We start from the raw sequence: 22,512 nt of genomic DNA, 5'->3' as shown, positions 1-22,512 counted from the left end.
ATCGACTCCCTCCAAAACTGGGGGAAGGATATAAAATATGGTCGGCCCTAGCCAGCGGAGTCAGCCGAAACGCGCCGGATTATACATCTGTCCAGCCACGCCGTTCAGCATCGCATCGGGGGTGAGGCCGAGCAGCACGGTGGCGGCCAGGCGCGCGGCGGCGGGCGCGGTCTGAATCCCGAAACCGCCCTGGCCTGCGAACCAGAAGAACGCCGGATTGTCGGCCGCATAGCCGATCACCGGCAAGCGGTCGGGCGCGAAGCTGCGCTGGCCTGCCCAGCGATGCTCGACCGCCTCGATCTGCCAGTCGACCACCTGCGTAAAGCGATCGATGGCGATGGCCATGTCCATCTCGTCCGGCGCGGTATCGCTGGGCGGCTCTGGCGTCTCGTCATGCGGGCTCAGCCACAGCCTTCCGGCTTCGGGCTTGAAATAATAGTCGCCCCGAACGCCGAGCGTCAGCGGCAGATCGGGCGATGGCGGAGGGTTGGTGCGCAGCTGGACCACGGTGCGGCGATAGGGCTGCACGCCCAGCGCCCGCACGCCCGCGCGCTCCGCCACCAGGTCAGCCCAGGCCCCGGCGGCATTGACCAGCCGGTTGGCGGTCACCGTCTGCCCGCCCAGCATCATCGTCCATTGCCCGTCGCGATGGTCAGCCCGCTCGAGCGGTGCCTTGAGCGCAATCTGTGCCCCTGCGCGACGCGCGACCGAGAGAAATGCCTGGTGCAGCCCGCCGACATCGATGTCCTGGCAATCGGGCTCATAGACCGCAGCAACAATATCCGCCGCGAGCCCCGGCAGCAGCGCCGCGATCCGGGCGCGGTCCCATCGCTCCATGCTGACGCCGGTATCGGCAAATTCCGCCTCGAACGCATCGAGCAGCTTCTCTTCGCCGGCCCGTGCCAGCGTCAGCGCGCCGCGCGGGGCGAGAAAGCTGCGGTCGCCATAGCCGGCCGGCGGGCTGTGCAGCCAGGGGCCCGACGCGGTGGTCAGCGGCTGCACCTTCGGCCCGCCATAGCTTTCCGCCCAGAAGGCGGCTGAGCGTCCCGTCGAGTGATAGCCCGGCCGCTCCTCGGCCTCGGCCACCAGCACACGGGCATGCGGCGCAACTTCGGCCGCCAGGCTGGCGCCTGCAATCCCTGCGCCGATGATGACGACGTCGTAATCGGCCATCAGGCGGCGGCCCCGGCCTTTTCGGTCTGCGCGGCGAACAGCTTGCGCGCCAGGAAATCGTCGATCGCCGCGAGGATCCGGTCGCGGATCGGATCGACCTCGCGCAATACCTCGTGCCGCGCCTCGCGCCCGAAGCTCAGCAGCTCGGCGCCCGGAATGCGCGCGGCGGCGGCGATGGTCGCCTTGTTGTCGACCAGCTGGTCGGCGCTGGTGCCGATCAGCATCATCGGCACGGTCATCTTTTCCCACTGGCCAGGCGCGTTCAGCCGCATGTTCGATTCATAGGCACGCTCGACCCAGTGCCAGCTTGCTGGGCCCATCACGACCTCGGGCCGCTCGGCCCACCACCACAGTTCGTCCTGATAGCGGTCGTCATCATGCGTCAGCAGCGTCTGGCGGATCGCCAGCGGCGATGCGGGCTTTTCGCTGACCTTCCAGGCAGGGCGTTCCGGCTTGCCCAGGCCGCGCATCATCCGCGTGACCATATGGCCGACCGACATCGGCAGGCCCAGCCCCTTGAGGCCCAGCATCGGCGCGCTCAGCACCGCAGCATCGGGCGTGATCCGCTTTTCCTGAATGGCGCGTGCGATCAGATGCCCGCCCATCGAATGGCCGACGACGACGTGCGGGCCGGGATTGGCCACCGCCCATTCGGCCCAGAAACCGCCGATATCGTCAATCCACTGGCTGAAATCCTGGATATGGCCGACATATTGATGCTCGGTCATCCGGCCGCTGCCGCCCTGCCCGCGCCAGTCGGCCGAGGTCACGTTCCAGCCGCTCGCCTGCCAGTGCGCCAGCGTTTCCAGATATTTTTCGTAAATGTCGCCGCGGCCCGGCATGAACAGGATCGAACCGCGCGGGTGTCCTTCGGCCTTCCAGTCGATGCGGCGCAGCGGCCAGCCATCGGCGGCCGTCCAGCGACTTTCCACCGCGCCCGCCGGGATGGCGCGCCGGTCAATGGTTACTTTTTGGTAAGTCATGCCCGCTATACGCCAGACCCCATGGAAAACGGTCCTCTCGTCTACGGTCTGCTGGCTGGCTTGGCAATCGCGCTGTTGCGCGCGGCCTATACCGATATTCAGCGCCGCGAGATCGAGGATTGGCTGAATGCCGGGATCGCGCTGGCAGCGCCTGTTTTCTGGTGGGCGTGCGGGCTTTCGCTATGGCCGGACATGGCATTACAGCTGGCACTGGGCGCTGGCGTGTTCGTGTTCTTTGCACTGATGTTCGCCATCGGGGCAATGGGCGGCGGCGATGTGAAGCTGCTGGGCGCGATCGCGCTGTGGTTCCCCTGGGTCGATATGGCGCGGATCACGATCATCATGTCGCTGATCGGTGCAGCGCTGACGCTGATCGTCCTGGCCGAACACAAATGGAAGCGAAGACCCGGCCAGCCCGAGGTGCCTTATGGCGTTGCCATCGCAATTGCGGCGCTTTGGCCCGTTGGCGAACGGTTTTTTAACCATTTTGCCTGAAAAGATGAACATTCTGAAGGACTTTGGGGGCTTCAAACGCCATGGATAAACGAAAAGTCATCCTGCTTGTAGGGGCGCTCGTGATCGCGCTCTGCACGGCGTTTCTCGCCAGAAGCCTCTTCACAGGATCGGCCGCGCCCGAAGTGACGGCAGCGCCGCAACAGGCGGTTCCCACGGGGCCGCGCGTGCTTGTGGCCAACCGCTCGCTGCCCGTCGGCACCATCATCACGCCCGACAGTGTCGCCTTTCAGCCCTGGCCCAGCGAGCTGGTGAGCAACGCCTATTTCCTTGAAGCCGACTCCAAGATCGATTCCCTGCTTGGCACCGTGGTGCGCAACGCCGTCACCGCTGGCCAGCCGGTCACGCAAGGGTCGCTGGTCAAGCCCGGCGACCGCGGCTTCCTGGCAGCAGCGCTCGGCCCCGGCATGCGCGCGGTCACCGTGCCCGTTTCGGCACGCACCGGCGTTGCCGGCTTTGTCTTTCCCGGCGACCGGGTCGACCTGGTGCTGACCCAGACCGTGGGCGGCGATGGCGAAGGCCCGGCGCTCAATGCGTCCGAAACCATCATCCGCAACCTGCGCGTGCTCGCCACCGACCAGCGCGTGACGGCCGAAAATGCTGAGGGCAAGCCCGAAGTCATCGCCTTTACCACCGTGACGGTCGAAGCCACCCCCAAGCTGGCGGAGAAGATCGCGGTGGCCCAGACCATCGGCACGCTGAGCCTGTCGCTGCGTTCGATCGCCGATAACGAGGCGGAGCTGGAACGCTCGATGGCCGCCGGCGACATCAAGCTGCCCGAGGGCGCTGACCGCAAGACCGAGGACAAGCTGCTCAAGGCCTTTGCCACGCGCCCGGTCGATACCGACCCGACCTATGTCACCGGCGGCGATGTGTCGCGCTTCCAGCGCCGGTCTGTGCCCAGCATGGGCGGCAGCCGTCGCCAGAGCGAATATAACGGACCTGCAGCTCCCGGCGGAGCACCGCAACAGGTCATCGCCCCCGCCGCACCGCCGGTGCCGAGCGGACCGGTCGTGCGCGTCGCACGCGGAAACACAGTGACCGAAGTTCCGGTCGGAGGGAAATAACCATGCGTTGTTCCAGTTTCATCAAGGGTGCGCTGCTGTCGGGCGTCGTCGCTGCGACCGCATCGCTGGCGGGACCTGCACCGTTTATCGGTGGCGCCGCCAATGCCCAGTCGGCCACCCAGCGCCCGGCGGAAACGCTGGTGCTGTCGATCGGTCGTGGCCAGCTGATCCAGCTGCCCGGCACGATGACGGACCTCTTCGTCGCGGATACCAGCGTCGCCGACGTGCAGGTGAAGTCGTCCAAGCAGCTCTATGTCTTCGGCAAGGCCGGCGGCGAGACGACGCTTTACGCCAGCAATGCAGCAGGCCAGGTGGTCTATTCCGCGACGATCCGGGTCGGATCGAACATCGATTCGATCGACCAGATGCTGACGCTCGCCATGCCCGACGCCAAGGTGCGCGTCAGCACGCTGAACGGCGTGGTGCTGCTGACCGGCACCGTGGGCGCGCCCGAGGACAGCGCCGAGGCCGAGCGCCTGGTGCAGGCCTTTGTCGGTGATAACGTCAAGGTCATCAGCCGCCTGCAGACCGCCACCCCGATGCAGGTCAACCTGCAGGTGCGCATCGCCGAGGTCAGCCGCTCGCTGGTCAAGGAAATCGGCGCGAACCTCTTGACCCGCGATGTGACCGGCGGCTTCCAGTTCGGCGTCGGCCGTGCCTCGCGCAACTTTGCGACGATCCGCGACACGCTGGATGTGACCACGCTGCCGCGCCTTGACGCATCGGCGCAGTTCGGCCTGCCCGCCGGATCGCTGTCGCTGCCGTTCAATCCAGCCACCGGCCAGTTCGTCACTGGCGGCACCACCACCTCGTTCCTGAACGGGATTGACGGCAAGACCGCGATCCAGGCAGCGGGCCGCCTGTTCGGCCTCGATATCGCCAGCGCGTTCGATCTGGCGGAACAGGTCGGCCTGGTGACCACGCTGTCGCAGCCCAACCTCACCGCGTTGTCGGGCGAGACCGCAGACTTTCTGGCGGGCGGCGAATTTCCGATCCCGATTAACCAGGGCTTTGGTGCCACCACCATCGAATATCGCCGGTTCGGTGTGAGCCTGGCCTATACGCCGACCGTGCTCGCCAATGGCCGCATCTCGATGCGCGTCCGCCCCGAGGTGTCCGAACTGTCTTCGGCAGGCTCGGTCACGCTGGGCGGCTTCCAGGTGCCTGCGCTCACCACCCGCCGGGCCGAAACCACGGTCGAGCTGGGGTCGGGCGAGAGCTTCATGATTGCCGGGCTGCTCAGCAACAACTCGCAGGATCTGGTCGACAAGGCCCCGGGCCTGGGCGACATGCCGGTGCTGGGCAATCTGTTCAAGTCGTCGAACTTCCGCAAGGGCGAGACCGAGCTTGTGATCGTGGTGACACCGTATCTGGTGAAGCCGGTCAATGCCAACGAGATCAAGCTGCCGACCGATGGCTTCCGCACCCCCGATGAGGCGCAGCGGCTGATCAACAATCAGCAGTCCGATGGCGTTTCCGGCGGCGAACGGCCCATGCCGAGCGTCGCGCCTGCCGAGGGCGGCAATGCCCCCGAATTCGGTGCCCTGCCCGCCCAGCCGCGCGCCCTGCCGCCTTCTGCTGCCAAGCCGCAGCGTGATGCGCGCAAGGGCAAGACCAAGGACAGCGGCAAGCCTGCCGATATCGCCGCCGCCCCGGGCTTTTCGTTCGACTGAGGCCAGCCACCCGCTTTGAGGAGAATATCCATGCGCGCCTATCATGCAGCAATCGCAGCAGCGGCCGTCCTGACCTTGTCGGGTTGTGGCAACATGGCCAGCAACCGCAGCCTGGAAAGCGTCCACCAGCCGGTGGTATCGCGGAGCAACTACACGCTGGACCTCAACGCGCAGGGCGGATCGCTGCCCACGCAGGAACAGCGCCGTCTGGCCGAATGGTTCCAGGCGATGGACCTGGGCTATGGTGACCGCGTGTCGATCGATGACCCCAGCGGTCGCAACGTCGTGGTCAAATCGGCGATCGAGGCCGCAGCCTCGCGCCACGGCCTGCTGGTGAACGAGATTGCCCCGGTGACAAATGGCGAGATCGCCCCCGGCACGGTTCGCGTGGTGGTAACCCGCAGCCTTGCCGAAGTGCCCGGCTGCCCCGACTGGAAGTCCAAGCTGGAAATGAACTATCGCAACGCCACCAGCAGCAATTACGGCTGCGCGGTGAACTCCAATGTTGCGGCGATGGTCGCCAACAAGGAAGATCTGGTGCGCGGCGAGCCCGGCGCGCCGACCGATCCGACCCAGCGGTCCAACACCGTCATCAAGCAGTATCGCGAAGCCCCGCCCTCCGGTTCGGGTGGCCTCAAGCAGAGCGGCCTGCAGTCAGGAGGATCGCAGTGAACGCGCCCTGGAAGCCTGGCATGACTGCCACCCGCGATCCGTTCGCGGCGTTCATCTGTGACGAACCGACGCTGGACATCGTGCGCGCCATGGCCATCAACATGGGCTGGCCGCCGGAAAAGTGCAGCAAGGGCGGCCTGCGCAACGCGGTGCAATCGCTCTCGATCACCGCAAGCCCCAACATCCTGCTGGTCGACCTGTCGGAATCGGGCGATCCGCTCAACGATATCAACGCGCTGGCCGAAGTGTGCGAGCCGGGCACCGTCGTGATCGCGATGGGCCAGGTCAATGACGTACGGCTGTACCGCGATCTCATCGCCAGCGGCCTGCACGACTATCTGCTCAAGCCCGTCGGGCCCGACCAGATCCGCGACACCATTCTGAACGCGCAAGCGATGCTGAATGCCCCCAAGCCGGGCGAAGTGGTCACCGAGCGTGCGCATGTCGGCATCATGGTGATCGGCACGCGTGGCGGCGTGGGCGCCTCCACCGTGGCCACCTCGCTCGCCTGGCAGCTGAGCAAGAATGCCGGGCGGATGACCGCGCTGCTCGACCTTGACCTGCATTTCGGCACCGGCGCGCTGACCATGGACCTGGAGCCTGGTCGCGGCCTGACCGATGCAATCGACAATCCCAGCCGCATCGACGGTCTGTTCATCGAACGCGCGATGATCAAGGCCAATGACAAGCTGTCGATCCTGTCGGCCGAAGCGCCGATCAGCTCGCCGTTGATCACCGATGGCACGGCCTTCTTCCAGTTGCAGGAAGAGTTCCGCCACGCCTTTGAGAACACCGTGGTCGATCTGCCGCGCCAGATGCTGATCGATTATCCGCATCTGGTCGCCGAAACGAACATCGCGGTGCTGGTCACCGAACTGACGCTGGCTTCGGCGCGCGATGCGATCCGGCTTCTGGCCTGGCTCAAGTCGAATGCGCCTGCGGCCCGGGTGCTGGTGGTGGCCAACAAGGTTCAGCCTGCCGCGCTGGAAATCAGCCGTGCGGACTTCGAGACCACGATCGAACGCAAGATCGATTTCCTGATCCCGGCCGATCCCAAGACGGCGGCGCAGGCTGCCAAGCTTGGCCAGCCGTTCTGTGAGGCAGGCAAGTCGACCAAGGCCGGCGCGGTGATGAAGACGCTGACCGATCGCTGCCTGGGCCTGGTCGAGGAAGAGGCTGCGGCGGAAAAGGATGCTGGCGGCGCGAAGAAATCGCTGCTCGGCAAGTTCGGTGATTTCAAATCGCTGCTGCCAAGCAAACCGGCCAAGCTGGCCAAGACTGCCAAGAAGTAACCGGAACCGCCGCCTCCGCCTTGGAGGTGGGCAGCCGACATTGCGGGTGAAGAGCGCATGGATATGGTGCAGACATTGCTGTTGGCGGCGGGCCTTGCGAGCGTGTTCGGCCTGCTTGCCATGGCCTTGTCCGGCCCGTCCGAGCGCAAGGAGCTGCAGCGCCGCATCCTGGCGGTACGTGAGCGCTATAGCGAGAATGCCAGCGCCAAGGTCGAAGCGCAGATGCGCAAGGCGATTGCCAACCGCAAGCCGCGCTTCAATCAGGATGGCGAGGAGCTGACCAAGGTCCAGATGCTGGCGCGCCGCCTGGCGATGACCGGCAAGAGCTGGACCGTCATGCAGTTCGGCCAGGTGGTGATCGGCCTTGGCCTGCTGGTCGCAACGGCCGTGTATTTTCGCTCGGGCCAGGTGCTGATGAGCCTGTTCATCGGCTCTGCCCTGGGCTTTGGCCTGCCGCACATGGTCGTCGGCCATTTCATCAAGCGCCGCCTGAACCAGTTCACCGCGCGTTTCCCCGATGCGATCGACCTGCTGGTGCGCGGCCTGCGCTCCGGCCTTCCGGTCACCGAAACGCTGCAGGTCGTGGCCAAGGAAATCCCGGGCCCGGTCGGCGAGGAATTCAAGCTGGTGACCGAGCGGATCAAGATCGGCCGGTCGATGGAAGATGCGCTGCAGGAAAGCGCCAACCGGCTGCAGACGCCCGAGTTCAACTTCTTCTGCATCACCCTGGCGATCCAGCGCGAGACGGGCGGCAACCTTGCCGAGACGCTCTCCAACCTGGGAGCCGTGCTGCGTTCGCGCGCGCAGATGAAGCTGAAGATCCGAGCGCTGTCGTCTGAATCCAAGGCATCGGCCTATATCGTCGGCTCGTTGCCGTTTCTGGTGTTCATGATGATCTGGTGGGTCAACCCTGCCTATCTTGCCGGCTTCTTCGTCGAGGAACGGCTGATGATCGCCGGTCTGGGCGGCTTGGTCTGGATGGGCATCGGCGTGTTCATCATGGCCAAGATGGTCAGCTTCGAAATCTGATCGGGGGATAAGGGACAGTGCAAGACGCAGCCAATCCTACCCTGATGGGGTTCGACGTGATCTTCGTGGCGACGCTGCTCGCCGCGGTGGCGACGCTCGCCGTGCTGATTGCCATCTATGCCGCCACCACGGTGCGCGACCCGATGGCCAAGCGCGTCAAGGCGCTGAACGAGCGGCGCGAGCAGCTCAAGGCCGGGATCACCGCTTCTACCGCCAAGAAGCGCGCCAAGATCGTCCACAAGAACGATACCACCGACAAGATGCGCAGCACGCTGCAGTCGCTGCGCGTGCTGCAGGACGAGCAGCTCAAGGCCGCGCAGCAGAAGCTGGCCCAGGCAGGCATCCGGTCCAAGGACGTTGCGGTCGCGATCATCTTCGGCCGCATGGTGCTGCCGATCGCCCTGGGCGGGCTTGCAGCATTGCTGATCTATGGCCTGGGGGTGCTGGTGCCCGACTGGACGCCGATGAAGAAATTTGGCCTGTTCGCGACGATCCTGATCGGCAGCTACAAGGCGCCTGACCTGTTCGTGCAGAACATGATCACCAAGCGTACCGATGCGATCCGCAAGGGTCTGCCCGACGCGCTCGATCTGCTGGTGATCTGCGCCGAGGCCGGCCTCACCGTCGATGCGGCGTTCAACCGCGTCGCCAAGGAACTGGGCCGGGCCTATCCCGAACTGGGCGATGAATTCGCGCTCACCGCGATCGAGCTCGCCTTTCTCACCGAGCGGCGCCAGGCCTTCGAGAATCTCGCCTATCGCGTCGCGCTCGATTCGGTGCGCGGCGTGGTGACGACGATGATCCAGACCGAGAAATACGGTACGCCGCTCGCCTCTGCGCTGCGCGTGCTTTCGGCCGAATTCCGCAACGAGCGCATGATGCGCGCCGAGGAAAAGGCCGCGCGCCTGCCCGCGATCATGACTGTGCCGCTGATCCTGTTCATCCTGCCGACGCTGTTCGTCGTGATTCTTGGCCCTGCGGCCTGTTCGATCGCCGACGCCTTCGGCAAGCAATAAGCACCCCGGCCACCCGCCGACACAGCTGACAAAAAAGGGGCGGCTGCCGTTGCCGGAGCCGCCCCAGGTCACTGATGTTCACCGCCTGATGGGTGTCGCACTAGGCGATCAGGCGGTGTCCCCCATCAATTCTCGATCTCAATATTTCGCACGCACGGTGATGCCGTACATGCGCGGCTCTTCGACAAAGCCGATGCGCGAACGGGTGCCCGCACCGCCGCGCAGCGGGGTGTTGGCGGTGATGCCGCGCGTGATTTCGTTGTTCAGGTTGGTGCCCCACAGTTCAAACGAGAAACGGTCGTCCGGCGTGGTGAAGCCAAGCCGTGCGTTCATCTTGAAATAGCTTTCCTGGATGTCGAGCGGGATCGGCAGGCCGTTGGTGTCCAGCGGCGAGGTGCTGGTGCGGCGGTCATCCGAATAGTTGATGTTGAAGTTGGCCAGCATCTTCCATCCGGAGTCGGTGATCTCCTTGTCATAGGTGATGCCGAACACGCCGGTGAACTTCGGCGCGTTGGTCAGGTCCGCACCGCACAGGCTGCGGATCGTCGCCAGCGTCTGTGCCGTACCGACCACGCCTGCCGCGCAATTGCGCGGATAGCGGGCATCGGCATAGGTCACTGCAGCGTTGACCGAGATGCCCGATTCGAACTGACCGAACATTTCTAGCTCGACACCGGTCGATTTGGCAGCGCCGACGTTGAAGGTCTGGAACTGCACCCCGGTGAATTCGAGGACCTGGAAGTCCTTCATGTCCATGTGGAACACGGCCAGGTTGGCGCGGATCCGGCCATTGGCGAACTCGGTCTTGATCCCCGCCTCGTAGGCGTCGACCTTTTCCGAGTTGAAGCGCGGATCGGCCCCCAGCGCGGCCGCAGCCGGGTCGAGGTTGAAGCCGCCCGACTTGAAGCCATGGCTGAAGCCGGCATAGGCAAGGAAGCCGTTGTTGCTGTTATAGGCGACCTGCGCGGTATAGGTCAGCTCGTCGTCCTTGAAGACCAGATTGTATTCGCGCGGCAAGGGCAGGCCCGGGATCGAGCTTGCCAGGACCGTACCACCCGTGCCGGGCACGGTGATGCGGGTCGATGTGGCGAACGGGAAGCAGGTGAGGCCCAGGGCCCCTGCCCGCAGCGCTGCCGGGATCGCACCGGTGATCACGCCATTGACGATCGCCTGACACGCGGGCGAATTGGCCGCGAGTTGGACGAAGCTGCCCTGCTTCTTTTCATCGACATAGCGAGCACCCAGCGTGAGGCTGAGATTATCGGTGAAGTTGATGACATTGTGGGTGAAGATCGAGAAGCTTTCCGCATCCTGGCGGAACTGGTTGATCGCGAAATTGCCCGCCGCGTTGACCGGCACGCCGCCATTGCCCAGCGCGGTGAGCGCAAACAGCGGGTTGACCCCTGCGGCATTGGCGAAGTTGCCGGCGCTGACCGCCCGCTGATAATCGGGCCCCAGCGTCAACGTCTGGATTTCGCGGATCTTCTCGTCCGAATAATAGGCGCCGACCAGGAAATCGAGCGCATCGTCAAACGCGCTGCCCTGGAAGCGGAGCTCATGCGTCATGGTGCGGATCGGGCCACCATTGCTCGGCGTGGTCGGTGCAGCCGCCTGGCCGGCACCCGAGCTGAACACGTTGAGGCCGATGAAATCGGATTCCTGATCCGACGAAGCCTCGAAATGGCGATACGAGCCGATATAGGTCATCTGCACAGGGCCGATGTCCCATTTCAACTCGCCCGAGAAACCATATTGCTCGGTATCGTTGTTGAACTGCTGGCTGTTGGTCCGCAGCTGCTCGAGTGCCTGCGGGCCAGAGGCCACGACACCGCTATTGGGCAGGCCGTGGAACGCAAAGAACGGCACCAGTTCGGTCTCGCGCACGATCACCGCGTCGCAGCAGTTTTCATTCGCCTTGGCATAATCGCCGATCAGCCGGACGCTGACATCGGGCGAAGGCTCCCAGAGCAGCTGTGCGCGGACGATATAGCGGTCACGGTTGCCGCTCTCCGCTCCGGGAACGGTGGCGCTGCGCAGATAGCCGTCGCGCTTGCGATAGGCACCCGAGATGCGCAGGCCGAGCTGGTCGGTGACCAGCGGGACGCTGACGCCCGCCTGAACGTTGAAGAAGTCGTAGTTGCCATAGGTGAAATTGCCGAACGCCTTGACCTCGGTGAGGTCGGGACGCTGGGTGGTAATGTTGAGCGCGCCTGCCGAGGTGTTGCGGCCGAACAGCGTGCCCTGCGGGCCGCGCAGGATTTCCAGCCGTTCAAGGTCGAGAAGGTCGCCCAGCGCGATGCCGGGGCGCGACTGATAGACGCCATCGATGAAGACGCCGACCGAGCTTTCGAGGCCCGTGTTGTTGCCGGTGGTGCCGACACCGCGAATGCGGATCGAGGTACCCTGGCTTTCAGTCTGCGAGGACTGGACGTTGAAGCTGGGGGAGATCGACGTCAGCGACTTGATGTCCTGCACGTTCTGCCGGTCCAGCTGGTCCGGGCTGACGGCGGTCACCGCGATCGGAATGTCCTGAACATCGGCGGCGCGAAGCGTCGCGGTCACGATGATGACATCGCGCTCAGGCGCGCTGTCGTCCTTCTGCGCGTCCTGCGCTTGAGCCATCGATGTCATTGAGACAGTGCAAAGCAAGCCCAGAACGGGCTTCCACAAAGTGCGCATCCTCTTCTCCCACAAGCAACCTTTTGGTCGTGCTTTTGCCCCCCATCACTCTTCAGGCGATGTCTGGTGCGAGATGAAAGCTGTCACAATGGCTGTCGGATTGCAATTCGTTTTAATCCTTCGATTAATCTTTTGCAGTGCGGCACAAACGGCGCAAATCCTGACCTTTTTGTTTATTGCGACGCAACAAGGACATGCCGTTACGGGAAAGTCGGATCACTGGGGGACATTGCTGGCGCTTTATTGCATCGCGGCGATGGCCCTGGCCAAGCACCTTGGCCCGGATCGGTGAAATCAGGCTTGCATTGGACGCCATCGCCGCTAGCGTGCGCCGCTTAATCGATCAATTAAATCAGGTGAGGACAGCATGGCGGGTGCATTGGCAGGAGTGACCATTATCGAGCTGGCGGGAATCGGTCCCGGCCCGTTTGCCGCGATGATGCTGGCCGATCACGGCGCGCGAGTCGTCCGGGTCGAACGCGCCTCCGGCCGGTCCACGGTCGGCGATGCCGGCAACCGCGACATCCTCAACCGCAACCGCGAGGTGATCGCGGTGGACCTCAAGACCGCCGACGGCATCGCCCAGGTGCGCGAGCTTGTGCGCACCGCCGACGGCCTGATCGAGGGCTTCCGCCCCGGCGTGATGGAGCGGCTGGGCCTGGGGCCCGATGTGCTGCTCGCAGACAACCCGGCCCTGGTCTACGGCCGCATGACCGGCTGGGGCCAGACCGGATCCTATGCGCCGCTCGCCGGGCATGACATCAACTATATCGCGCTGTCCGGCGCGCTGCACAGCTATGGCCGCGCGGGCGAAAAGCCGACTCCGCCGGTCAATGCGGTGGGTGATTTCGGCGGCGGCGGCATGATGATGGCGTTCGGCATGGTTGCGGGCATCCTGTCGGCGCGCAGCACCGGCAAGGGCCAGGTGATCGATTGCGCGATGACCGACGGCGCCGCCGTGCTCTCGGCGATGACCTATACCTTCCTCGCCAATGGCCAGTGGCGCGACGAGCGCGGCGTCAACCTGCTCGATACCGGCGCGCATTTCTATGACACCTATGAATGCGCCGACGGCAAATATGTCTCGCTCGGCTCGATCGAACCGCAATTCTATGCGTTGCTGCGCGAAAAGGCCGGCCTCACCGATCCCGCCTTCGACCTGCAGATGGACCCGCGCCAATGGGGCCCGCTCAAGGAAAAGCTCACCGCCCTGTTCCTGACAAAGACCCGCGACGAATGGTGTGCGATCATGGAGCATACCGACATCTGCTTCGCCCCGGTGCTGAGCCTGAAGGAAGCGCCCGAGCACCCGCACAACAAGGAACGCGGCACGTTCATCGAAGTCGACGGCATCCTGCAGCCCGCCCCTGCACCCAAGTTCAGCGAGACGCCTGCTCCGCCGGTGCGGATGGGGTAACAGCCGTATATACAATTGTTGAAACACGCTTCGCTCTCTGATAGACCAATGGGGGTCAAAAGGAGCAAGACCATGGGTGTGCAGGTGAAGAAATGGGGCAACAGCGCCTCCGTGCGTATTCCCGCGCGTGTGCTCGCTGCGGCCCATATGCACATCGACCAGGAAATAGAATTGCGCGCCGAGGACGGTCGGATCATCATCGAGCCGGTCAAGGCCCCGAAATATGAGCTGGACGAACTGCTCGCCGCAATGACGCCAGACACCTTTCCCGACGATCTCGATTTCGGTGAACCGATGGGCAAGGAATTGCTTTAATGGCAGGCTATGTCCCGGATACCGGCGACATAGTCTGGCTGCATTTCTCTCCACAGGCAGGGCACGAGCAGGCAGGCCACCGGCCCGCTCTGGTGCTGACGCCGGCAAGCTATAATCGCCGACGCGGAATGATGATCTGTTGCCCGATGACAAGCAAGGCCAAGGGCTATGTCTTTGAAGTGCTAGCCAATGAGGGGAGCGACAGCGTCATTCTGGCCGACCAGGTCAAGAGTGTCGATTGGCGGGCCCGCAAGGCCAGTTTGAAGGGCAAGGCAAGCGCAACCGCGGTGACGGAGGTCAAGGCCAAGCTAAGGGCTCTACTCGGCATCTAGCCTGTTTCAAACAAACACGCTCCACCCGGTCGCCTCGACCAGTTCCTCGAGCGCGATCGCGCCGACCATCGAGGTGCCAGAGGCATTGAGGCCGGGGGACCAGACCGCGATCGCGCCATGGCCGGGCGCGATGCACAATATGCCGCCGCCGACGCCGCTCTTGCCGGGCAGGCCGATGCGATAGGCAAAGTCGCCGCTATTGTCGTAATGGCCGCAGCTCATCATCACCGCGTTGATACGGCGGCAATTCTCGCGGCTGACCAACTGCTCGCGGTTGATCGGGTCGCAGCCGTCGAACGCCAGGAAAAGGGCCGCGCGCGCGAGCTGGCGGCAGCTCATCCGAACCGCGCACTGGCGGAAATAGGCGTTCAGGCTTTCCTCGACCGGATTGGCCATGTTGCCGAACGCCGCCATGAAATGCGCGAGCGCCCGGTTGCGCGATCCGGTCGCGGATTCCGATTCCGCCACCTCTTCGTCGATGGCGATGCTGTCGTCGCCCGAAAGCCGGTGAAAGCGCCCCAGCAGTTCGGCCTCGAAGGCAGCCGCGCCGCTCTGGGCCACCAGCATGTCGGTGACTACGATCGCGCCGGCGTTGATCAGCGGGTTGCGCGGGATGCCCTTTTCATTCTCCAGCTGCACGATCGAATTGAATGCGCTGCCAGAGGGTTCGCGCCCCACCCGGTGCCACACATCCTCGCCGTAATGGCGCAGCGCCATGGACAGGGTGAACACCTTAGAGATCGACTGGATCGAGAATTCCTCATGGCTGTCGCCCAGCGTCACCATCGTGCCATCGCCCAGCACGATCGCCATGCCGAACTTGGTCGGATCAACCCGGGCGAGCGCGGGGATATAATCGGCGACCTTGCCGGTGCCGATATGCGGGGCGGTCGTCGCCACGATGTGCTGCGTGATTGCCTGCCAGTCCATCCCCTGCCCCCCTTGCATTTATCACGCAGCCTGGTCGCGCAAGCCGTTGCGCTGCCTACCGAAACATAGCAGGGGGAAGCGGCATGTCGATTCTTACGCGTCTCATCCCCGACAGGTTCGTGCTGATGCTGCTGCTGACCGTCTTGGTCGCGGCCTTGCTGCCGGTGACCGGCCAGGCGGCGGTCTATGCGGGCCATGGCGTATCGGTGGCGATCTTCCTGCTGTTCTTCCTGCACGGCCTGCGCCTGCCGCGCGCCGAGGTCATCGTTGCGATGAAGAACTGGCGGCTGCAGGGGGTGATCTTCGCCTTCACCTTTGCCTTCATGCCGGTGCTGGGGCTGGCGGCTGCCCATGCGCCTGCGGGTCTGCCGCACGGACTGGTGATCGGTCTGATGTTCCTGGGCATCCTGCCCTCCACCGTGCAGTCAGCGATCAGCTATTCCTCGCTGGCGGGCGGCAATATCGCCGCATCGGTGATGGCCTCCGCGCTGCTGAACCTGGCCGGCATCATCATGACGCCGCTGCTCGTCGCGCTGCTGATCGGTGCGGATGGCGGCGCTGCGATCAGCAGCGATACGGTCATCAAGATCCTGTCCATCCTGCTGCTGCCCTTTGCGCTGGGTCAGGCGGCGCAGGGCTGGCTAGGGCCCTGGGCCCAGCGCAACAAGCCGCTGCTGACGCTGCTTGATCGCACCGCGATTGCGCTCGCCGTCTATGTCGCGTTCAGTTCGGCGGTCGCCGGCGGCCAGATGCAGACGCTGGGCTGGGCCGCGCTGGGGCTGTTGTGCCTGATCATCCTGGTGATGCTGGTGCTGGCCATGCTGGCGGCATGGGGCCTGGGCGGGCTGATCGGCCTGCCGCGCGCCGACCGGATCAGCCTGTTGTTTGCAGGATCGCACAAGAGCATCGCCACCGGCGCGCCGCTCGCCGCCATCCTGTTTGCGGGACCGCAGGCGGGCATCGTCATCCTGCCCGCGCTGATCTATCACCAGCTTCAGCTCGTGCTGTCCGCGCCACTGGCGTCCAGATTGGCGAGGAACGCGCAGGACTGACGCTTTTTTGCTTGGCCACAGCCCCGCGCCCGGCGATACATCACGGCCATGGACTCCATCACCGCCAGCCCGTTCGCGATCGACAATGCCCCGCCGCTGGACCCTGCGAAATTCCGCGATCCCCTGATCACCGCCAAGGGTGAACCGCGCGCCAGCGTGCGCCTGACGCGGCTGGATACCTTGTGGTTCAACACCGGCACTTTGTGCAACCTGGCCTGCAAGAGCTGCTATATCGAGAGCTCGCCGCGCAACGATGCCCTGGTCTATCTGTCGCTCGCCGAGGTTGCGGTCTATCTCGACGAGATCGCATCGGCCGCCATCCCCACGCGCGAGATCGGGCTGACCGGGGGCGAGCCGTTCATGAACCCGGATATCATCGCGATCCTGGAGCTGAGCCTGTCGCGCGGCTTCGAGATGCTGGTGCTGTCCAACGCGATGCGCCCGATGCGGCGGCACGAGGCGGCGCTGCTCGACCTGAACGCACGCTTTGGCGACAGGCTCACCATCCGCGTCAGCCTGGACCATTACACCAAGGCCGTGCACGAGGCCGAGCGCGGCGCGAACAGCTGGGACAAGGCGCTGTCGGGCCTGCGCTGGCTGGCGCGGCACGGCTTTCGCATCGCGGTCGCGGGGCGTCATCTGGCGCATGAAAGCGACGCCGAGGCGCGCGCCGGCTTTGCCGCACTCTTCCAGGACCTGGACCTCAACATCGATACCAGCGACCCGCAGCAGTTCGTGATGTTCCCGGAAATGGACGCCCATGCCGATATTGCCGAGATCAGCACCGGCTGCTGGGACATATTGGGCAAGAGCCCCGATGCGATGATGTGCGCGACCAGCCGCATGGTGGTGAAGCACAAGGGGGCAGAGCGGCCCACCGTCGCGGCGTGCACGCTGCTGCCTTATGATCCGGGCTTCGACATGGGGGCGACGCTCACCGAGGCGTCGCGCGCGGTCTCGCTGAACCATCCCCATTGCGCGCGCTTCTGCGTTCTGGGCGGGGCAAGTTGCAGCTGAGCGGCGGCGCACCTACATAGCGGCAGTACGCGCCACCTATTCCGGTGCCGCCATGCTGACAGGTTGACGCCCCCGCATGCTTCCCCCCCGATCGCGATCCTCCGGTCAGGCCGTCCCCAGCGGCCGCCTCTCCCGCTTTGCCAGCTTCGGTACCATGGTTGGCGGCGTTGCAGGCTCCATGCTGGTCGATGGCACCAAGCAGCTGGCGCAGGGCCGCCGCCCTTCGCTCGGTGAACTGCTGCTGACCCCAGCCAATGCGCGCAAGATTGCCGACCGGCTGGCAACGATGCGCGGCGCGGCGATGAAGCTCGGCCAGCTGATGTCGATGGATACGGGTGACTTTCTGCCGCCCGAGCTCGCCGACATATTAGGCCGCCTGCGCGCCGATGCGCAGCACATGCCGCAAGGCCAGCTGCGCAACGTGCTCAACCAGAATTGGGGGCGCGGCTGGGAAAAGCGCTTTGCCAGTTTTGGCTTCAAGCCGATCGCCGCCGCCTCGATCGGCCAGGTGCACCGGGCCCGCACGCTCGACGGACGCGATCTGGCGATCAAGGTGCAATATCCCGGCGTGCGCCAGAGCATCGACAGCGATGTCGACAATGTCGCCTCGCTGGTCAAGCTGACCGGGCTGTTGCCGCAGGGGCTCGATATCGACCCGATGCTGGCCGAGGCCAAGGCGCAGCTGCACGAAGAGGCGGACTATGCGCACGAAGCCGCACATCTCGCGCGCTTCGGCGAATTGCTGGCAGACAGTGCCGACTTCCGGGTGCCTGCGCTCCATGCCGACTTCACCACGCCCGACATCCTGGCGATGGACTATATCGAAAGCATCGCGATCGAGGAAACGGTCACCATGGACCAGGCGACGCGTGACGGCATCGTGCTGCGGCTGGTCGACCTGCTATTGCGCGAGCTGTTCGACTTCCAGCTGATGCAGACCGACCCCAATTTCGCCAACTACCGGTTCGATCCGGCCAGCGGAAAGCTGGTGCTGCTCGATTTCGGTGCAACGCGCGTCGTCCAGGACCGGGTGTCCAACGCCTATCGTACGCTGCTGCGTGGCGGGCTGGAACGTGATATCGCCAGCATGCGCGAGGCAGGGCTGACACTCGGAATGCTGCACCCCGATGCGCCCGAGAGCCACAAGGTGGCGGTGCTGGGCATGTTCGACACGGCGTTCGAACCGCTTCGCATTGACGGACCCTTCGACTTCTCCTCCAACGAGATGACGACCGAATTGCGCGACGAGGGGATGGCCTTTGCCAAGGAACGCACGTTCTGGCAGGTTCCCCCTATCGAAACCCTGTTCATCCAGCGCAAGATCGGTGGCGTGTTCCTGCTGGGCAGCCGGTTGAAAGCCAACACCAATGTCCACCGGCTGATCCACGCGGCGGTGACCTGAGCCGAGCGTTCATTTACCCAGCGCAGTCACTTCCTGGCCAGCCGAGCTGGTGAAGGTGAAGCCCGAAAGCTTGTTCTTGGACAGCGTGTTGACGAACGCCTGAGCTTCGTCGGCGCTCTTGAACGGACCGGTCAGCAGCCGATTGGTCGCGTTGAGCGGCGTCCACCAGCCCTGCTTGCCCTTGAACAGGGCGGGCGACGTGGTGGTCAGCCGCTTCCATTCCTTGGAAAGATCGGCACGGTTCGCTCCGCCTGCCACCTGAACCCAATAGCGCTTGGGATGCTTGGGCTCGGCCTTTTTGGCCGCTGCGGCCTTTTTCTCGGCGGCCAGCTTGTCCGCCGCCTTCTTGTCGGCCAGCTTCTTGTCAGCAAGCTTCTTGTCCGCCAGCTTCTTGTCTTCGGCTGCCTTTTTCGCCGCCAATTCCTTTTCATCAGGCTTTTTGGGCGCAGGCGGCAGTTTGGTCACGTCCACCGCATCCCCGGCCAGCGCCAGCTCCTGAGGCGGGACCTGGATGCTGGCGATCACCGAGGCCAGGCTCACCCGGGTGGGCGCAGGCGCGGATGGGATCGGCTGCACGGCCGCAGGGGTGGATGCCGCTGCAACGGTGGCCGCAGGCGGCAGGGCGGCGCTGGGCGAAGAGGCAAGCGGTCCACCCTGCGCAGGCGAGATGCTGCTGGTGGCGGGTCGCGGAGAGGGTGACGGTGGAGGGGGCACAGCGGCTGTGCCGCCGACCTGCGCCAGATCAAAGCCGCGCGCCGGAGCCGGAGCATTGCCAGCCGGCGCGGCGGACGCCTGCTGACCGGCCCCCGCCGCCATGGCGGGAGCAGGCTGCGTGGCGGCGGGGACCGAAGCGAAACCGGGGCGCGGCAGCTCGGTCATGCCCGAAAGCACCACCACCTTCTCGCCCGGCGCAATCGTTGCGACCGATGCTGACCGGTCCTGAGCCGCTGACGGCGCGGGCAGTACCTTGAGGCCGGTCAGTGCGACCGAAGACGCCGACCCGATCGGGGGAAGCTGGCCCTGACCATTTTGCGTGCCCGCAACGGCTGGCAGACTGTTGGCTGGTGGCGCTGACCTAGACACACTGCTGGCGGCAGAGCTGCCCGGCAGCGGCTGGGCCATGGCGCGGCTGGCGGGAATGGACTGCACCGTCTGGACAGTCTGGACGGTCTGCACCGTCTGCATGCTTTGCTGGCCGGGCGATGACGCCGTGCCGCGGCCCGGAATGAGCAGGTCGGGCGGCGGCACCGGTCCGGGCGCGCGGGCCTGCACCGGCACCGGCTTGGCCGCAGCTTCGGCTTGCGCCAGCGCGATCGCTTCACGTTCCTTCCGGGAAAGTTTGCCGGGCCTGCGCCGCTGCGACTTGTCGACCTTGGCGACCTTGCGGCCCTTGCTGTCGGCCGCCGGACCCAGTGGCTCGCCCGCCGGAATCAGCCCGGCATCGGCACGATTGGAGCGCACACGCGGCGTTCCGGCGGATGCATATTGGCGGTTGCGCGGATCATCCTTGCCCACCGCCGCGGCCTGGGGAAAATGCCCGAAATGCGCAGCGGCGGCCTGTTGCGCAGGGGTCAACCTGCCCATGAAGCGAAAGAACGGCTCGATCGAAGCGGCCATGCGCTTGGGCATGGTCGCATCGGCAATCGCGATCGCGCCTTCGGCATCGCCCGAAATCGCCAGCACGAAGGCACGCGTGCGCCAGGCGGCAGCGTCGCGCTTGCGGAGCAGCGGGTCGAGCTGCGCTTCTGCCCCGACCCGGTCACCCGAAATGCCGAGCGACAGAGCATAACGGCGGATCGTCTCATCATCGCTGCCACGCCGCAGCGCCAGCTCGTAATCGCTCTGCGCCGCGTCGAAATTGCCGACGAGATCGTACGCCAGCCCGCGATCGGCAGCATAGACCGTCTCGGGCACGCCCAGCTTCTTGGCCTCGTCGAACAGGCGCAAGGCCTCATAGGGATTTTCGTTGAGCAGTAGCGCCGACCCAAGCCCCGCCTTCACCCGGCCATTGCCCGGTGACATCTCTTCGGCGCGCGCGAAAAAGCCGATTGCGGCCTGCGGATCGCCGAGCAGCAGTGCGGCGTTTCCTGCATCGATCAGCGCGTCAATATCCCCGGGATAGACCGCCAGCCGCTGCAGCGCGTTCTGCAGTTCGCGCGTGCCCTTGGGCTGCGCGACTTCCAGCGAGGAATAGCCGGTATCGGGCGCGTCCGGCCCCTCTTCCTGCGCATGGGCCGGACAAAGCGAAAGGCTGGCGGCGGCGCAGAGCCAGGCGGCAAGGCGCATGGGCCGGTTACGCATAAACGGGGTCAAAGCCATATGCCCCTGTCAGTCGCGTGTTACAGGGGTGATTGCAAGCACGCAGGCGCGTCTCGCACGGCAGGGCGTGTGCGGTATTCGATGGCTTGCCGGAACCTTTGCCCGCCGCCGCAAATGCAGGCGGCGGGCGAGCGATTTACTGGTTGTTCTGGCGGCCCAGGAAGCGCGGGATGTTGAGCGGCGGCGCATCGGCGCTGTCGTCTTCACCCTCGTCCTCGCTGCGGGCACCGCCGCGCGACAGGCTGGACATCCGCTCGAACAGGGTGCCACCACCGGTGGTCACGCGCGGAGCCTTGGCGACGGGATCTGCGGTCTGCGCCGGCGGCGCGACGAATGCGGCAGGAGCCGGTTCGTCGGCGGCCTGGACGCTGGCTGGATCAAGCAGCAGTTCGTCTGCGCCTGCATCATCGTCAAGCGACTGGGCGGCGACGCCCAGGTCGAGCGCTTCGGGTTCTTCAGCGGCGACGGGCGCAGGGGCCGGACGCGGTGCAGCAGCATAGCTCGGCGCGGGCGTCGGCGCAGCAAAGGCGCGCGGCGCGGCCTGGTTCAGCGAGAACGGACGCGCTTCTTCACCCGGCTGCTGCATGGCATCGCCATCGATACCGGTGGCGACCACCGACACGCGGATCTTGCCTTCCAGATCGGGATTGAAGGCGCTGCCCCAGATGATGTTGGCATCGGGATCGACCAGTTCCTTGATATGGTTGGCCGCCTCGTCGACTTCCATCAGGCGCATGTCGTCGCCGCCGGTGATCGAGACGATGACGCCCTTGGCACCCTTCATCGACACGCCGTCGAGCAGCGGGTTGGCAATGGCGCGCTCGGCCGCTTCCAGTGCACGGCCATCGCCTTCGGCTTCGCCGGTGCCCATCATCGCCTTGCCCATTTCGCGCATCACCGAACGGATATCGGCAAAGTCGAGGTTGATCAGGCCGGGATTGACGATCAGGTCGGTGATCGAGCGGACACCCTGTTGCAGTACTTCGTCGGCCAGCTGGAAGGCTTCCTTGAAGGTGGTGTTCGGGTTGGCGACCAGGAACAGGTTCTGGTTGGGAATGACGATCAACGTGTCGACATTCTTCTGCAGCTCGGCAATGCCGGCTTCTGCAGCGCGCATGCGGCGCGTGCCTTCAAAGGTGAAGGGCTTGGTGACGACGCCGACGGTCAGGATGCCGCGGTCGCGCGCGGCCTTGGCGATGACGGGCGCTGCACCGGTGCCGGTACCGCCGCCCATGCCGGCTGCGATGAAGCACATGTGCGTGCCGTCCAGGATCGCCTCGATATCGCCAACCGTCTCTTCTGCTGCCGCGCGGCCAACTTCGGGCCGCGAGCCTGCGCCCAGCCCCTGGGTCACTTCAGGACCGAGCTGGATGCGCTGTTCGGCGGTCGAGCTGTTGAGTGCCTGCGCGTCGGTATTGGCGACGATGAAATCGACGCCTTCGACGCTCGCCGCGATCATGTTGGCGATGGCGTTGCCGCCAGCTCCGCCGATCCCGATCACAGCAATGCGCGGGCGCAGTTCGTCGACGGTCGGCGGTCCGATGGTGATGCTCATGCCTTAATTCTCCCCTGCTTCATTATTCTGAAGCAAATACCAATAATCACATTGCACAGATTGATTCGCGAATTCA

The 22,512-nt window shown here is 65.0% G+C and carries 20 protein-coding genes; 14 read left to right on the top strand and 6 right to left on the bottom strand.

What is annotated here, in order from left to right; genetic code table 11:
- Nucleotides 1-60 precede the first annotated feature (60 nt).
- Nucleotides 61-1,173 (bottom strand): FAD-dependent oxidoreductase, encoded by a 1,113-nt coding sequence (locus tag OU999_17630; GenBank protein ID WAC23524.1) that lies wholly within the window; start codon nt 1,171-1,173, stop codon nt 61-63.
- Nucleotides 1,173-2,156: an alpha/beta hydrolase gene (locus OU999_17625; GenBank protein WAC23523.1), complete on the bottom strand. Its 984-nt coding sequence runs from the start codon at nt 2,154-2,156 to the stop codon at nt 1,173-1,175. Before OU999_17625 ends, OU999_17630 begins: the two co-directional genes overlap by 1 nt.
- A 21-nt stretch (nt 2,157-2,177) precedes the next feature.
- Between OU999_17625 and OU999_17620 the strand changes: the two genes are divergently transcribed.
- The 7 genes from OU999_17620 to OU999_17590 are packed head-to-tail and all read left to right on the top strand — an operon-like array spanning nt 2,178 to nt 9,418.
- Entirely contained in the window at nt 2,178-2,651 is a 474-nt protein-coding gene (locus OU999_17620; GenBank protein ID WAC23522.1) for a prepilin peptidase, read from the top strand.
- A 41-nt stretch (nt 2,652-2,692) separates the two neighbouring features.
- Entirely contained in the window at nt 2,693-3,736 is a 1,044-nt protein-coding gene (cpaB, locus tag OU999_17615; protein ID WAC23521.1) for a Flp pilus assembly protein CpaB, read from the top strand.
- 2 nt (nt 3,737-3,738) lie between these two features.
- On the top strand, nt 3,739-5,409 hold the full coding sequence (locus OU999_17610) for a type II and III secretion system protein family protein (protein WAC23520.1): 1,671 nt from the start codon (nt 3,739-3,741) through the stop codon (nt 5,407-5,409).
- Nucleotides 5,410-5,439: 30 nt separating this feature from the next.
- On the top strand, nt 5,440-6,081 hold the full coding sequence (locus OU999_17605; protein ID WAC23519.1) for a CpaD family pilus assembly protein: 642 nt from the start codon (nt 5,440-5,442) through the stop codon (nt 6,079-6,081).
- Nucleotides 6,078-7,373 (top strand): P-loop NTPase, encoded by a 1,296-nt coding sequence (locus tag OU999_17600; GenBank protein WAC23518.1) that lies wholly within the window; start codon nt 6,078-6,080, stop codon nt 7,371-7,373. Before OU999_17605 ends, OU999_17600 begins: the two co-directional genes overlap by 4 nt.
- A 57-nt stretch (nt 7,374-7,430) precedes the next feature.
- The gene (locus tag OU999_17595; GenBank protein ID WAC23517.1) at nt 7,431-8,402 is read left to right on the top strand and encodes a type II secretion system F family protein; all 972 of its coding nucleotides are present in this window, start codon (nt 7,431-7,433) and stop codon (nt 8,400-8,402) included.
- 44 nt (nt 8,403-8,446) lie between these two features.
- Nucleotides 8,447-9,418 (top strand): type II secretion system F family protein, encoded by a 972-nt coding sequence (locus OU999_17590; protein ID WAC25470.1) that lies wholly within the window; start codon nt 8,447-8,449, stop codon nt 9,416-9,418.
- A 138-nt stretch (nt 9,419-9,556) separates the two neighbouring features.
- On the opposite strand, the gene OU999_17585 is transcribed toward OU999_17590, so the two are convergent.
- Nucleotides 9,557-12,040 carry a TonB-dependent receptor gene (locus OU999_17585; GenBank protein WAC23516.1) on the bottom strand — a complete coding sequence of 828 codons (2,484 nt, stop codon included), beginning with the start codon at nt 12,038-12,040 and terminating at the stop codon, nt 9,557-9,559.
- Between the two features lie 49 nt (nt 12,041-12,089).
- Between OU999_17585 and OU999_17580 the strand changes: the two genes are divergently transcribed.
- The 4 genes from OU999_17580 to mazF all read left to right on the top strand — a co-directional run bounded on the left by OU999_17580 (nt 12,090) and on the right by mazF (nt 14,161).
- Entirely contained in the window at nt 12,090-12,389 is a 300-nt protein-coding gene (locus OU999_17580) for a hypothetical protein (GenBank protein ID WAC23515.1), read from the top strand.
- A gap of 75 nt (nt 12,390-12,464) precedes the next feature.
- Complete coding sequence (locus tag OU999_17575) at nt 12,465-13,514, top strand: CaiB/BaiF CoA-transferase family protein (protein WAC23514.1); 1,050 nt, start codon at nt 12,465-12,467, stop codon at nt 13,512-13,514.
- Between the two features lie 72 nt (nt 13,515-13,586).
- Entirely contained in the window at nt 13,587-13,829 is a 243-nt protein-coding gene (locus OU999_17570; protein ID WAC23513.1) for an AbrB/MazE/SpoVT family DNA-binding domain-containing protein, read from the top strand.
- Nucleotides 13,829-14,161, top strand: coding sequence for an endoribonuclease MazF (gene mazF / locus OU999_17565; GenBank protein ID WAC23512.1), 333 nt, complete (start codon nt 13,829-13,831; stop codon nt 14,159-14,161). Before OU999_17570 ends, mazF begins: the two co-directional genes overlap by 1 nt.
- Before the next feature lie 6 nt (nt 14,162-14,167).
- Here the strand turns inward: mazF and OU999_17560 are convergent, their stop codons facing one another.
- Complete coding sequence (locus tag OU999_17560) at nt 14,168-15,091, bottom strand: glutaminase (GenBank protein ID WAC23511.1); 924 nt, start codon at nt 15,089-15,091, stop codon at nt 14,168-14,170.
- 83 nt (nt 15,092-15,174) lie between these two features.
- Between OU999_17560 and OU999_17555 the strand changes: the two genes are divergently transcribed.
- The 3 genes from OU999_17555 to OU999_17545 all read left to right on the top strand — a co-directional run bounded on the left by OU999_17555 (nt 15,175) and on the right by OU999_17545 (nt 18,562).
- Nucleotides 15,175-16,143: a bile acid:sodium symporter gene (locus OU999_17555; GenBank protein WAC23510.1), complete on the top strand. Its 969-nt coding sequence runs from the start codon at nt 15,175-15,177 to the stop codon at nt 16,141-16,143.
- A gap of 48 nt (nt 16,144-16,191) precedes the next feature.
- Nucleotides 16,192-17,160, top strand: coding sequence for a radical SAM protein (locus tag OU999_17550; protein WAC23509.1), 969 nt, complete (start codon nt 16,192-16,194; stop codon nt 17,158-17,160).
- Between the two features lie 76 nt (nt 17,161-17,236).
- Complete coding sequence (locus OU999_17545; protein ID WAC23508.1) at nt 17,237-18,562, top strand: AarF/ABC1/UbiB kinase family protein; 1,326 nt, start codon at nt 17,237-17,239, stop codon at nt 18,560-18,562.
- Between the two features lie 9 nt (nt 18,563-18,571).
- Here OU999_17545 and OU999_17540 read toward each other — a convergent pair whose 3' ends face one another.
- Together OU999_17540 and ftsZ are read right to left on the bottom strand one after the other, a co-directional pair.
- A complete protein-coding gene (locus tag OU999_17540) occupies nt 18,572-20,863 on the bottom strand; it encodes an SPOR domain-containing protein (GenBank protein ID WAC23507.1) in 2,292 nt (763 codons plus the stop codon).
- Nucleotides 20,864-21,017: 154 nt separating this feature from the next.
- The gene (gene ftsZ, locus OU999_17535; protein ID WAC23506.1) at nt 21,018-22,436 is read right to left on the bottom strand and encodes a cell division protein FtsZ; all 1,419 of its coding nucleotides are present in this window, start codon (nt 22,434-22,436) and stop codon (nt 21,018-21,020) included.
- Nucleotides 22,437-22,512: the final 76 nt, after the last annotated feature.

This window comes from Blastomonas sp. SL216, from assembly GCA_026625625.1.
In the GTDB taxonomy this organism is placed as follows: domain Bacteria; phylum Pseudomonadota; class Alphaproteobacteria; order Sphingomonadales; family Sphingomonadaceae; genus Blastomonas.
Note: the sequence above shows the minus strand (reverse complement) of the source record. Positions and strands in the feature narration are given on the sequence as shown.

Coding starts and splice junctions, on each gene's coding strand:
- OU999_17630 (WAC23524.1), bottom strand. CDS start 1,173: ATGGCCGATTACGACGTCGTCATCATCGGCGCAGGGATTGCAGGCGCC.
- OU999_17625 (WAC23523.1), bottom strand. CDS start 2,156: ATGACTTACCAAAAAGTAACCATTGACCGGCGCGCCATCCCGGCGGGC.
- OU999_17620 (WAC23522.1), top strand. CDS start 2,178: ATGGAAAACGGTCCTCTCGTCTACGGTCTGCTGGCTGGCTTGGCAATC.
- cpaB (WAC23521.1), top strand. CDS start 2,693: ATGGATAAACGAAAAGTCATCCTGCTTGTAGGGGCGCTCGTGATCGCG.
- OU999_17610 (WAC23520.1), top strand. CDS start 3,739: ATGCGTTGTTCCAGTTTCATCAAGGGTGCGCTGCTGTCGGGCGTCGTC.
- OU999_17605 (WAC23519.1), top strand. CDS start 5,440: ATGCGCGCCTATCATGCAGCAATCGCAGCAGCGGCCGTCCTGACCTTG.
- OU999_17595 (WAC23517.1), top strand. CDS start 7,431: ATGGATATGGTGCAGACATTGCTGTTGGCGGCGGGCCTTGCGAGCGTG.
- OU999_17590 (WAC25470.1), top strand. CDS start 8,447: ATGGGGTTCGACGTGATCTTCGTGGCGACGCTGCTCGCCGCGGTGGCG.
- OU999_17585 (WAC23516.1), bottom strand. CDS start 12,040: ATGGCTCAAGCGCAGGACGCGCAGAAGGACGACAGCGCGCCTGAGCGC.
- OU999_17575 (WAC23514.1), top strand. CDS start 12,465: ATGGCGGGTGCATTGGCAGGAGTGACCATTATCGAGCTGGCGGGAATC.
- OU999_17570 (WAC23513.1), top strand. CDS start 13,587: ATGGGTGTGCAGGTGAAGAAATGGGGCAACAGCGCCTCCGTGCGTATT.
- mazF (WAC23512.1), top strand. CDS start 13,829: ATGGCAGGCTATGTCCCGGATACCGGCGACATAGTCTGGCTGCATTTC.
- OU999_17560 (WAC23511.1), bottom strand. CDS start 15,091: ATGGACTGGCAGGCAATCACGCAGCACATCGTGGCGACGACCGCCCCG.
- OU999_17555 (WAC23510.1), top strand. CDS start 15,175: ATGTCGATTCTTACGCGTCTCATCCCCGACAGGTTCGTGCTGATGCTG.
- OU999_17550 (WAC23509.1), top strand. CDS start 16,192: ATGGACTCCATCACCGCCAGCCCGTTCGCGATCGACAATGCCCCGCCG.
- OU999_17545 (WAC23508.1), top strand. CDS start 17,237: ATGCTTCCCCCCCGATCGCGATCCTCCGGTCAGGCCGTCCCCAGCGGC.
- OU999_17540 (WAC23507.1), bottom strand. CDS start 20,863: ATGCGTAACCGGCCCATGCGCCTTGCCGCCTGGCTCTGCGCCGCCGCC.
- ftsZ (WAC23506.1), bottom strand. CDS start 22,436: ATGAGCATCACCATCGGACCGCCGACCGTCGACGAACTGCGCCCGCGC.